Source organism: Limnohabitans sp. (genome assembly GCF_046052765.1).
Classification (GTDB): domain Bacteria; phylum Pseudomonadota; class Gammaproteobacteria; order Burkholderiales; family Burkholderiaceae_C; genus Limnohabitans.
In genome coordinates this window covers 20,744-31,409 of the sequence record NZ_JAVLFQ010000080.1, presented here as the reverse complement: position 1 = coordinate 31,409, position 10,666 = coordinate 20,744, and the positions used below count along the sequence as shown (strand labels likewise).

The following is a 10,666-nucleotide window of genomic DNA, read 5'->3' as shown; positions in this document are numbered from 1 at the left end:
TGACCCCAATTCCGCAGGCTCTGACCCCAATTCCGCTGGCTCTGAAAATTCGGTCTCTGACCCCAATTTACCTATCCCCGGCGGCGAGGACTTCGCTCCCACTATCTCTATCGACGACTTTGCCAAAGTAGATTTGCGCATTGCGCTGATCGTCAACTGCGAGCCAGTACAAGGCAGTACCAAGCTGCTGCGCTTGACGCTGGATGTGGGCGAAGGCCACATGCGCAATGTGTTCAGCGGCATTGCCAGTGTCTACAAGCCCGAGGACTTGATCGGCAAACACACGGTCATGGTGGCCAACCTCGCACCGCGCAAAATGAAGTTCGGTGTGTCTGAGGGCATGGTGTTGGCTGCCTCTCATGCAGACGAAAAAACACATCCCGGCATCTACGTGCTCGCGCCTTGGCCGGGTGCGACGCCCGGCATGCGCATCCATTGAATCGCATCGCATGAACACACCTGTGCACTACGCGGCAGTGTTGCTGGCCGCTGGTTCGGGTTCGCGCATGGGGCTCAAGCCTAAATCGCTGTTAGAACTGAACGGTGAACCGCTGATTCGGCGCAACGCACGCCAACTGCTGGAGGCCGGCGTGACGCAACTGGTGGTGGTTCTTGGTCACTATGCAGCTGACATCGAAGCAGCACTGCAAGAACTGCCATTGCAAACAATTTACAACCCCAACCCCGACTTGGGGCTGGTGTCCTCACAGCGCCTAGGTTTACAGGCCGTGAACGCCCACATGGATACGGTGGTGATGTCTCTGGCCGATCAACCGCTGGTCACCACCCAAGACATACAACTGCTGATGCAAGCATTCGCTGAGCGATCATCCAACACGCAAATGCTTTTCCCTTGGGTGAACGGCCAACCCGGCAACCCGGTACTGCTCAGTGCGCACGCCCGAGCGGATATTTTGGCCAATGACAGCTCCTATGGTTGCAAAGAATGGCGGCAAAACCATGCGGCTCAAACCCATCAACTTGTGAGCGACAACCTGCACTTTGTCACCGATTTGGACCACCCGCAAGACATCGCAGAACTCGAAAAAAGGCATGGCAAAAAACTGCAATGGCCGCCGGCTTGGACTGACTGATGCGAATAGGCTTGCTGGCACGGCTCTGGGCCGCGCATGAAGTGTCGCACTGACAAACCGTTGCCCCGTTTGCCACTGGGTAGAATCTTGCTATTACTTGGAATCCATCGCTTATGTCATTGTTCAGCCGCCCTGCTTACACTTCTGAAACCACCGATTTTTTGCAGCAACTCAAAGCCGCTAAACCCACGTTGGAGGCAGAGCAACGACAAGGTCGCGCCCTGTTGTGGGATCAACAGGTGAGCCGACAAGATCAAACCGAATTCAAGGCCGGTCGCGTCGCCCAAAAGCCCTATGTTTACCTGACTGACACACCCAAGTGAACACGCCCACCATGGCGAACTGGCCCTCTGGGCCGAATGCCGATCTGCCACATATGCCCTCGGTCATAGACCATGTAGCGGTCGCACGTTTGTATGGCGAACCACTGTTTGCCATGCCTCAGGATTTATACATTCCACCTGATGCGCTACAAATTTTTCTGGAAGCCTTTGAAGGCCCGCTGGATTTGCTTTTGTACCTGATTCGCAAACAAAACTTCAATATCCTTGATATTCCAATGGCTGGCTTGACCCGCCAATACCTAAGCTATGTAGAGGAAATCCGAAAAACCAATTTGGAACTCGCCGCCGAATATTTGCTGATGGCGGCCATGCTGATCGAAATCAAATCACGCATGCTGCTGCCACCCAAAAAAGTGGCCGAAGGCGCAGAGCCAGAAGACCCGCGAGCCGAACTGGTGCGCCGATTACTCGAATACGAACAACTGAAATTGGCTGCTGCACGCCTACATGAAGTGCCTCAATATGGGCGAGACTTTTTGCGAGCTCAGGTCTATATCGAACAATCCTTGCAGCCGCGTTTTCCTCATGTGGACGTGCCTGATCTGCAAGCCGCATGGGCAGATATACTGCGGCGCGCCAAGTTGATTCAGCACCACAAAATCAGCCGCCAAGAGTTGTCAGTGCGCGAGCACATGAGCCTGGTGTTAAAAAAATTACAAGGTCAGCGTTTTGTTGAATTTGAACAATTGTTCGACCCTGAACAAGGTGTGCCTGTGTTGCTTGTGACCTTCATTGCCCTGCTTGAGTTAGCCAAGGAAATGCTGGTCGACATCACCCAAGCCGAAGCCTACGCGCCCATCTATGTCCGACTGGCGTACGCGCCAGCCCAATGAAACACTGAAGGAACTTTGCCATGAGCGTTCAACCCTCTGCCCCTGCAGCCAGCAAACGTCCAGCCATGACCATGCACAGCCTGATGAAAATGCTGGCTGAGGGCGAAAAAATCACCATGCTCACCGCTTATGACGCCACTTTTGCGGCCGTGGCAGATTTGGCAGGTGTAGAAATCATTTTGGTGGGAGATTCACTGGGCATGGTGTGCCAAGGGCATAACAGCACCTTGCCTGTGACGCTGGAAGCCATGCGTTACCACACGGAATGCGTGTCGCGCGGTTTGCAAAAACAAAATGGCCGACCGATCGTGTTGGGCGACATGCCTTTTGGCAGTTACGCCACACCCGAACAAGCGTTCAAAAGCGCGGCGGTGTTGATGCAAGCAGGTGCACACATGGTCAAGTTAGAAGGCGGTACTTGGCTGGCACCCACAGTGGAATTTTTGGTCACACGCGGCATTCCTGTATGCGGCCATTTGGGTCTGACCCCACAAAGTGTCAATACGCTCGGCGGCTACAGGGTGCAAGGTCGCAGCGACGCCGCAGCCCAACAATTGATGAACGATTCGTTGCTGTTGCAAAACGCAGGCGCACAAGCCTTGGTGCTGGAAATGGTGCCGGCCGTGCTCTCGGGTGAAATCACCCGCGCACTGACAACTTGCGCGACTGTGGGCATCGGTGCGGGCGTTGACACTGCCGGACAAATTCTGGTGTTGCATGACATGCTGGGCGTGACCCAAGGCAAGGTGCCCAAGTTTGCCCATAATTTCATGACCGATAACGGCAGCATATTGGGCGCCATTCAAGCTTTTGTAGAAGCTGTCAAAAACAAAAAATTTCCAGTGAATGAACTTCACGCCTGGTAATTTTTCATGTTGATTGCGCGTACGCTGACCGAGTTGCGTCAGCATTTGTCAAACTTCAAACAACCCGCTTTCGTGCCCACCATGGGCAATTTACACGACGGGCATTTGGATTTAATCCGCACGGCCAAAACCCTGGGTGACGTGACCGTCGCCAGCATTTTCGTCAACCGTTTACAGTTTTTACCGCACGAGGACTTTGCCAGTTACCCGCGCACGTTTGACAGCGATTGCAAGCAATTGCGCAGTATCGGTTGCGATCTGTTGTTCGCCCCTGACGAAGAGGTGTTGTACCCGCAAGCACAAACCTTCAAAGTGCAGCCTGACCCGACATTGGCAGAGATACTCGAGGGCCAATTCAGACCGGGCTTTTTCACCGGCGTGTGCACCGTGGTCTTGAAACTGTTTCACTGTGTGTTTACACACAGCGGTGGTTTTGCTGTGTTTGGGCAAAAAGACTACCAACAACTGATGATCATCAAGCACATGGTGGCGCAACTGGCTTTGCCGGTGCGTGTCGTGGGCGTTGCCACCACCCGCGCTGCTGATGGACTGGCGCTGAGTTCTCGTAACGGCTATTTGAGTGCCGCTGAAAGAGTGGAAGCGGTGCAACTGTCTATGGCCTTGAAACAGTTGGCGCAAGCCGCACGCACTGGGTTTACGAATGGAATATTGGATGTGGCGGCTGCACAGGCCTCGGCCATGGCACTCTTGCGCGACAGAGGTTGGCAGCCCGACTACATCAGTTTGCGCCATCAATCAGATTTATCACCCGTGACAACTGTCAGCGCACAGCCGTTGGTGGTACTGGGTGCTGCTAAATTGGGCAAGACCCGCTTGATTGACAACCTAGAACTCACCCTTGGAACCACGCCCCATTAAGACAGCCACCGCATCCTTGGCTGCCACCTGACCGTCCAAAACGGACACCACGGTATGGGCAATCGGCATGTCTACGCCGAGCAATAAGGCGCGTTGAACCACTGTTCTGGCGCTGTAAACCCCTTCGGCCACATGACCCAGCGACTGCAATACTTGGGGCAATGTCTTGCCCTGAGCCAGCGCCATGCCGACTTGGCGATTGCGCGACAAATCTCCGGTCGCAGTCAGCACCAGATCGCCAAGACCGCTCAATCCCATGAAGGTTTCTGCTCTGGCGCCCAAAGCCACACCCAAGCGTGTCATCTCGGCCAAACCACGGGTGATCAAGGCAGCGCGTGCGTTCATACCCAACTGCAATCCATCACACAAACCAGTGGCTATGGCCATCACATTTTTCACAGCACCGCCTGTTTCAACACCGACTACATCGTCGTTTGCGTAGACACGCAACTTGTCTGCATGAAAGGTCTGCACCAGCATGTCTCTGACATGTGCATGACGGCTGGCGGCCACCAAGGCGGCTGGCAAACCACGGGCGACTTCCTGTGCAAAACTCGGTCCGCTCAACACTCCGGCCTGCAAACCAGGCGCCACTTGTTGCTGTACTTCGTGCGCCATCAGGCCGTAAGCGGCGGATTCCTCTATCGTCACAGCCTCAAACCCTTTACACAACCATGCCACGGGCAACGACGGCGCCACATCTTTGATGTCTGTCAGTAGTTGACGCAAGCCGGCCATGGGAACTGCCAGCAACAGTAAATCGTGATCCGAAATCAGTTCGGACAAAGGGAGATGACTTAAGTGCAGTTGCTCCGGCAGCGGGCACCCGGGCAAATAACGCTGGTTGACACGGTGACTGAGCAAGTCTTGGATATGTTCGGCCTGCCTGCCCCATAAAGTGACTTGATGCCGGTGGCAGGCCTGCACAGCCAATGCCGTGCCCCATGCGCCTGCCCCCAGTATCAGCAGTTTCACTGGAGTTTTTGCTCGGCTTTCATGCGCTCTTGCTGGTCATACATGGCTTGGAAATTGATTTCCGCCATGTGCACCGGCGGAAAGCCTGCGCGTTGAATCACATCGGCCACGTTGCTACGCAAATACGGGTAAATGATTTGCGGACAAGCTATGCCTGTGATGGGCTGAAGTTGTCCTTCGGGCATATGGCGGATTTCGAAAATACCTGCTTGCTTGGCTTCCACCAGAAACAAAGTTTGTTCGGCGATTTTTGCAGTGATGGTTGCTGTGACGGTGATTTCATACACGCCTTCACCGATTTGTTCATTGCCAAGCCCAATTTGTATATCCACTGCAGGCGGATCCTGGGACAACAAAATACTGGGGGAGTTGGGTTGCTCAAGCGATAAATCCTTGAGGTAAACGCGTTGGATAAGAAACACCGGTTCTAAGTTATCTGCCATGTCGGCTTCCTGAAACAAAAAAAATGCCGCTGTGCCTTCAAGCCAAAGCGGGTGAAATTACACGGAGTGAATTATGTCAGTTTGGCTGAAGCAATGGCTGCAAACCGCCTTTGCTGTCGAGAGCCATCAAGTCATCGCATCCGCCTACATGTGTATCGCCGATGAAAATTTGCGGAACCGTGCGCCGGCCTGTGAGCGCCATCATGCGATCTCGCTCATCATCAGACAAATCAATGCGCACTTCTTCAATGTGTTGCACGCCACGCGACTTGAGAATTTGCTTGGCGCGAATGCAATAAGGACAAACGGCAGTGGTGTACATCTTGACAGGGGTCATGGTGGTTCAGTCTAGAAATGTATTCAGGCTTTTTTTTCCAATGGCAGATTGGCTTCCTGCCAGTTTTTCAATCCACCGCCCAAACTGTGGACTTGTTCATAACCGAGTTGGCTGGCGATACGCTGGGCTTTTTGCGAACGCATGCCACTGGCACAGACCAAAATCAGAGGCCGTTTTTTGTCGGTCACGGCTTTGGCCAGATCGCTGTTGATATTTTCCATGGCCACATGGCGCGAACCAATCAGGTGTCCGCTGGCAAATTCTTCGGCGCTTCGCACATCCACTACATTGGCCTTTTCACGGTTGATCATCAATACAGCCTGTGTCGGGGATAAACCCGGGGCGCCCATGGCTTGCAGATTCGGGATTAACAAAGCCACACCTGAAGTCAGGGCCACCAACACCAGTAACCAGTTTTCAATCAGAAAATTCACGCGCAAGGCCTTTATGACAAAGTTGACACATTCTAGAATCCTTTTGCACAAACTCTCTCCATAAGGTTTTTTTATGTATAAGCTCGTTTTAATCCGCCACGGTGAATCTCTTTGGAATCTAGAAAACCGTTTCACCGGATGGGCGGATGTGGCGTTAACACCTACCGGCGTAGCGCAAGCCAAACAAGCTGGCTTCAAACTCAAAGCCGAAGGCTATGACTTTGACTTGGGCTACACCAGCTTACTCAAGCGCGCGATTCACACCATGTGGCATACCTTGGACAGCATGGACAGGTCTTACCTACCCGTTGCTCATCACTGGCGTTTGAATGAAAGACATTACGGCGCATTACAAGGTTTGAATAAAGCTGAAACCGCACAAAAATATGGCGACGAGCAAGTGTTGGCCTGGCGACGCAGCTATGACGTGCCGCCGCCATCTCTCACGCCTGACGATGCACGTTGCGAACGGCACGACCCGCGCTATGCCAAATTACAACCCGATCAAGTGCCATTGACCGAATGCCTCAAAGACACGGTGCAACGGGTCATGCCCTTTTGGAACGAGGCGCTGGCGCCAGCCATACGCAGCGGTAAACGTGTGTTGGTCAGTGCACACGGCAACTCCATCCGGGCCATGGTGAAGTACCTTGACGGCATCTCTGAGCAAGACATTGTGGGTCTGAATATTCCAAATGGAGAACCTTTGGTTTATGAACTGAACGAGCAACTGCAGCCCATCCGGCATTACTACCTATGACACTGATGCTAAGCATGCGATTCAAGCCCCATGGGGTTATGTCGATTCCAAGAGACTTTGTCATGCGTATAGGCAGTAAACTATCTTCCTAAATTGCAACAACAGCAATCACTTATATAACAGGGTAGCTATGGGCCAGAATCTCAAAATTGCAGGTTGGTTAACGGTAGGCGCACTCACCGGTGCACTGACCACAGTTTCACTACAAACCGTGGCTCGCGCCAACATGACGCCATTGCCATTGGAAGAGTTACAGCAACTCGCGGCAGTATTTAGCATGGTGAAATCCGATTACGTTGAACCAGTGGATGAGAAGAAACTCATCAACGATGCCATCTCAGGCATGGTCTCGAGCCTGGATCCTCACTCCCAATATTTCGACAAAAAATCCTACAAAGAATTCCGCGAGGGCACCACTGGCAAATTCGTCGGGGTAGGCATTGAAATTTCTCAGGAAGAAGGACTGGTCAAAGTTGTCTCTCCTATTGAAGGCTCCCCTGCTGACCGCGCTGGCTTAAAGCCGGGAGACTTGATCACCAAGATCGATGACGCCATGGTCAAAGGCATGACCTTGAATGATGCGGTCAAACGCATGCGCGGCGAACCCAGAACCAAAGTCGTTCTGACCATTTTCCGCAAAGACGAAAACCGTACCTTCCCTGTCACCATCGTTCGCGAAGAAATCAAAACCGTCAGTGTCAAGAGCAAGATGATTGAAAACGGTTACGGCTGGATACGCGTGAGTCAATTCCAAGAACGCACGGTCGATGACTTGACGCGCAAACTTGAAGAACTGTACAAACAAGACCCGAAAATGAAGGGGCTGGTACTTGATCTTCGCAATGACCCAGGCGGTTTATTGGATGCGGCCGTTGCCATCTCTGCAGTGTTCTTGCCTGACAACGTGACCGTGGTGTCTACCAACGGGCAGTTGGAAGAAAGCAAATTCGTTTTCAAGGCTGCACCAGACTTTTACCTGCGCCGCGGCGGTTCAGACACGGTGGGCACATTGGCCAGCAAAACCCAAAACTTTTACAAGAAAGTTCCGATGATTGTGCTGGTCAATGAAGGTTCGGCCTCAGCCAGTGAGATCGTTGCCGGTGCACTGCAAGACCACAAGCGAGCGATTTTGTTGGGCAGCCAAACATTTGGTAAAGGCTCGGTACAAACCATCCGTCAACTCGGTGCAGACACGGCCTTGAAAATCACCACGGCCCGCTACTACACCCCCAGCGGACGCTCCATCCAAGCCAAAGGCATCATGCCTGAGCTATTGGTAGATGACACACCTGAAGGCAGCCCTTACGCGGCATTGCGTACCCGCGAAGCCGATTTGGAAAAGCACCTCAACAGTGGACAAGGCGTGGAAGTGAAAGACCCTACGCGTGAAAAAGCGCGCGAAGAAGCGCTCAAGCGTTTGGAAGAAGAATCCAAAAAACCTGTGGCTGATCGCAAAACGCCTGAATTTGGCAGTCCTGAAGACTTCCAGTTGCAGCAAGCGCTCAACCATTTGAAACACCAACCGGTCAAAATCAGCAAAACACTGAGCGAGCGTCCTGCTGAAAAAAAGGAACAGTAAAGGGTGAATGACGCCCAACTGCTCAGATACTCTCGCCATATTCTTCTCGATGAACTCGGCGACACCGGGCAGGATTGTTTGCTGCAAAGCCATGCGCTGGTGCTCGGTGCAGGCGGCTTGGGCAGTGCGGCTGCCATGTACTTGGCGGCGTCTGGTGTCGGGCGTATCACCCTTATAGACCACGACACGGTTGATTTAACCAATCTGCAAAGACAAATTGCCCACACCACGGCGCGCATAGGTCAACTCAAGGTCGAATCCGCTCGGGTGAGCATGCTGGCACTCAATCCTGACATCGATGTGCGCATCATCTCGCAACGCGCCGATGCCGTCTTACTGCATCAACTGATGGCTGACACAGATGTGGCGCTGGATTGCACCGACAATTTTCAAACCCGCCAAGCATTCAATGCGGCTTGTGTGGCGCATCAGGTACCTTTGGTGAGCGGTGCCATCATTCGTCTTGACGGGCAACTCACCACCTACGATGTGCGCGATGCCACCTCACCCTGCTATGCCTGCGTGTTTCCCCCTGAGGATATTCCCGAAGAGGTCAGTTGTGCCACGATGGGTGTGTTGGCACCCTTGGTCGGTGTGATTGGCAGCCTGCAAGCGGCTGAAGCATTGAAGTTGTTAACCCATCTGGGGCCATCGTTGGCCGGGCGATTACAAATGCTTGACGGTCGTGACCTGAGTTGGACAGAGATGCGACTGCAACGTCAATCCGACTGCCCGGTCTGCCAATCACGCCCCAGCACATGATGCTGTACCAGATACCGTGAACCGCTGTCTGACACCAAGTCCTCTTCTTTCTCGCAACGAAATCCTGCTTTTTTCACCACACGCAAGCTGGCGAGATTGCGTTTATCAATTCGGCACAGCATAAGCACCTGTGGCCAATGCAAGACCACATAAGCAGTCAATACAGAAACAGCCTCACTCATGCGTCCTTGCCCCTGAAAAGACAGGCAGCACCAATAGCCCAACTCCAAAGTATGCGTGTCATGGTCGATCTGATGAAAACCGATGTTGCCCGCTAGCTGCCCCGTCGCTTTGTCCCACATCAGCAGCGGCCAGCGCAATCCCATCACCCAGGCGGCATAACACGTCTGGCAATAGTCTTCCGAGATGTCGGGCGATTGTGGTTGTTGCGCCCAAGGCAAGGAGTCCGGCCATGTCTGCAATTGCGCCAACGTTTGTTGCACGCCCAAGTAAAGCGCCTCCCCGTTACCTGGCATGGGACAGCGCAACCACATGCGCGGCGTTTCCAGAACTTGCGTGAACATGACTTCATTCATGCATTGACAATCCAGCCCTCAAGGGGGTCCATATCGGGCGGTAAACCATACATGGGGTCGCCTTGTTCGAACTGCTGCTGCGACCACGCGGCTTGCATCATGCAAATCACGGCATCCATGCTGTCACCACTGGCGTCTTCCACCAAAGCATCGGCCATGGCCGAGCTCAATTTCAAACGCATGGGCAAGTCATCGTGTCCCCAAACCAAGGCGTGTAACAAATTTTTACGTGCTACCCAGCGTTCGCCGGTTTGTTTGGCCGCGGCATCATTTTTATAACTTTGTCGCTGTAGCACCCGCCGCGCCCACATACCGGGGTATGCCTCTAAGGCCACGCGCTGCTTATCGCCATCGTGCAAGCCCGGGAAATGCACACCGGCTTGGCTCAACAAAGGCACACCCGCGTGCAACATGAATGCCACAGGAGGATTGACCCATTTCATCGAGGGGCTGGAGCCAGCCGGCAAGTCAGTGGCGCGGTGTGCAAACTTGGCACCGGCTGGTCTGCTGTTGCAAAACTGGGCGAACTGCGTACGTATGTCCTCGCGGCTGAGTTGCGCAAAATGTTGCATACAAGCCAACCACTGCATCGGCCAACCTAGAGTGGCCACCAATTCACGCGGCAATCCAAAGGGCAGATCGAAACCGCCCACCCACGGGCCGGGCGTGTGCAGACTTTGGCTGAAAGTCTCCAGCGTAGGGAGAAATTGCAACTGCTTTAACACCACACGCTCGCCTGAGGCTTCACCCCAGGCCAAGACGATGTGTTTGCGTTTGGAGGGACTGCTGCTGAAATCGCAGCCTAATAAACGTGTCATCGGGCA

General features: G+C 53.5%; 15 protein-coding genes. 9 read left to right on the top strand and 6 right to left on the bottom strand.

Annotated elements, in window-relative coordinates; genetic code table 11:
* The 6 genes from metG to panC all read left to right on the top strand — a co-directional run.
* Positions 1 to 439 (top strand): methionine--tRNA ligase subunit beta (metG, locus tag AC9UG7_RS11560; RefSeq protein WP_509587884.1); only part of this gene is annotated, 439 nt, incomplete at its 5' end.
* A gap of 10 nt (positions 440 to 449) precedes the next feature.
* The gene (locus AC9UG7_RS11555) at positions 450 to 1,094 is read left to right on the top strand and encodes a nucleotidyltransferase family protein (protein WP_509587882.1); all 645 of its coding nucleotides are present in this window, start codon (positions 450 to 452) and stop codon (positions 1,092 to 1,094) included.
* Positions 1,095 to 1,207: 113 nt separating this feature from the next.
* The gene (locus AC9UG7_RS11550) at positions 1,208 to 1,417 is read left to right on the top strand and encodes a DUF3460 family protein (RefSeq protein WP_509587880.1); all 210 of its coding nucleotides are present in this window, start codon (positions 1,208 to 1,210) and stop codon (positions 1,415 to 1,417) included.
* An 11-nt stretch (positions 1,418 to 1,428) separates the two neighbouring features.
* A complete protein-coding gene (locus AC9UG7_RS11545) occupies positions 1,429 to 2,271 on the top strand; it encodes a segregation and condensation protein A (RefSeq protein ID WP_509587878.1) in 843 nt (280 codons plus the stop codon).
* 65 nt (positions 2,272 to 2,336) lie between these two features.
* The gene (panB, locus tag AC9UG7_RS11540; RefSeq protein ID WP_509587888.1) at positions 2,337 to 3,137 is read left to right on the top strand and encodes a 3-methyl-2-oxobutanoate hydroxymethyltransferase; all 801 of its coding nucleotides are present in this window, start codon (positions 2,337 to 2,339) and stop codon (positions 3,135 to 3,137) included.
* Between the two features lie 6 nt (positions 3,138 to 3,143).
* The gene (gene panC, locus AC9UG7_RS11535) at positions 3,144 to 4,016 is read left to right on the top strand and encodes a pantoate--beta-alanine ligase (protein WP_509587876.1); all 873 of its coding nucleotides are present in this window, start codon (positions 3,144 to 3,146) and stop codon (positions 4,014 to 4,016) included.
* Here the strand turns inward: panC and AC9UG7_RS11530 are convergent.
* From AC9UG7_RS11530 to AC9UG7_RS11515, 4 genes are all read right to left on the bottom strand, one after another.
* The gene (locus tag AC9UG7_RS11530; protein ID WP_509587874.1) at positions 3,984 to 4,991 is read right to left on the bottom strand and encodes an NAD(P)H-dependent glycerol-3-phosphate dehydrogenase; all 1,008 of its coding nucleotides are present in this window, start codon (positions 4,989 to 4,991) and stop codon (positions 3,984 to 3,986) included. The genes panC and AC9UG7_RS11530 overlap by 33 nt on opposite strands.
* Positions 4,988 to 5,434, bottom strand: a complete 447-nt coding sequence (gene secB, locus AC9UG7_RS11525) for a protein-export chaperone SecB (RefSeq protein WP_509587872.1) — start codon at positions 5,432 to 5,434, stop codon at positions 4,988 to 4,990. Before secB ends, AC9UG7_RS11530 begins: the two co-directional genes overlap by 4 nt.
* 76 nt (positions 5,435 to 5,510) lie before the next feature.
* Positions 5,511 to 5,771, bottom strand: coding sequence for a glutaredoxin 3 (gene grxC / locus AC9UG7_RS11520; protein ID WP_509587870.1), 261 nt, complete (start codon positions 5,769 to 5,771; stop codon positions 5,511 to 5,513).
* 23 nt (positions 5,772 to 5,794) lie between these two features.
* A complete protein-coding gene (locus AC9UG7_RS11515; RefSeq protein ID WP_509587868.1) occupies positions 5,795 to 6,205 on the bottom strand; it encodes a rhodanese-like domain-containing protein in 411 nt (136 codons plus the stop codon).
* Between the two features lie 73 nt (positions 6,206 to 6,278).
* Between AC9UG7_RS11515 and gpmA the strand changes: the two genes are divergently transcribed.
* The 3 genes from gpmA (at position 6,279) to AC9UG7_RS11500 (ending at position 9,306) form a co-directional block, all read left to right on the top strand.
* Entirely contained in the window at positions 6,279 to 6,965 is a 687-nt protein-coding gene (gene gpmA / locus AC9UG7_RS11510) for a 2,3-diphosphoglycerate-dependent phosphoglycerate mutase (protein ID WP_509587865.1), read from the top strand.
* A gap of 130 nt (positions 6,966 to 7,095) precedes the next feature.
* Entirely contained in the window at positions 7,096 to 8,544 is a 1,449-nt protein-coding gene (locus tag AC9UG7_RS11505) for a S41 family peptidase (RefSeq protein WP_509587862.1), read from the top strand.
* Positions 8,545 to 8,547: 3 nt separating this feature from the next.
* Entirely contained in the window at positions 8,548 to 9,306 is a 759-nt protein-coding gene (locus tag AC9UG7_RS11500) for a HesA/MoeB/ThiF family protein (RefSeq protein WP_509587859.1), read from the top strand.
* Here AC9UG7_RS11500 and AC9UG7_RS11495 read toward each other — a convergent pair.
* Entirely contained in the window at positions 9,264 to 9,830 is a 567-nt protein-coding gene (locus AC9UG7_RS11495; RefSeq protein ID WP_509587857.1) for a GNAT family N-acetyltransferase, read from the bottom strand. The two genes, AC9UG7_RS11500 and AC9UG7_RS11495, sit on opposite strands and share 43 nt — an antisense overlap.
* A gap of 8 nt (positions 9,831 to 9,838) precedes the next feature.
* Positions 9,839 to 10,660: a DUF429 domain-containing protein gene (locus tag AC9UG7_RS11490; protein ID WP_509587855.1), complete on the bottom strand. Its 822-nt coding sequence runs from the start codon at positions 10,658 to 10,660 to the stop codon at positions 9,839 to 9,841.
* Positions 10,661 to 10,666 lie beyond the last annotated feature (6 nt).

Bases quoted from the DNA above. Each gene is read 5' to 3' on its own strand.
- AC9UG7_RS11555 (WP_509587882.1), top strand. From the start codon at position 450: ATGAACACACCTGTGCACTACGCGGCAGTGTTGCTGGCCGCTGGTTCG.
- AC9UG7_RS11550 (WP_509587880.1), top strand. From the start codon at position 1,208: ATGTCATTGTTCAGCCGCCCTGCTTACACTTCTGAAACCACCGATTTT.
- AC9UG7_RS11545 (WP_509587878.1), top strand. From the start codon at position 1,429: ATGGCGAACTGGCCCTCTGGGCCGAATGCCGATCTGCCACATATGCCC.
- panB (WP_509587888.1), top strand. From the start codon at position 2,337: ATGACCATGCACAGCCTGATGAAAATGCTGGCTGAGGGCGAAAAAATC.
- panC (WP_509587876.1), top strand. From the start codon at position 3,144: ATGTTGATTGCGCGTACGCTGACCGAGTTGCGTCAGCATTTGTCAAAC.
- secB (WP_509587872.1), bottom strand. From the start codon at position 5,434: ATGGCAGATAACTTAGAACCGGTGTTTCTTATCCAACGCGTTTACCTC.
- grxC (WP_509587870.1), bottom strand. From the start codon at position 5,771: ATGACCCCTGTCAAGATGTACACCACTGCCGTTTGTCCTTATTGCATT.
- gpmA (WP_509587865.1), top strand. From the start codon at position 6,279: ATGTATAAGCTCGTTTTAATCCGCCACGGTGAATCTCTTTGGAATCTA.
- AC9UG7_RS11505 (WP_509587862.1), top strand. From the start codon at position 7,096: ATGGGCCAGAATCTCAAAATTGCAGGTTGGTTAACGGTAGGCGCACTC.
- AC9UG7_RS11495 (WP_509587857.1), bottom strand. From the start codon at position 9,830: ATGTTCACGCAAGTTCTGGAAACGCCGCGCATGTGGTTGCGCTGTCCC.
- AC9UG7_RS11490 (WP_509587855.1), bottom strand. From the start codon at position 10,660: ATGACACGTTTATTAGGCTGCGATTTCAGCAGCAGTCCCTCCAAACGC.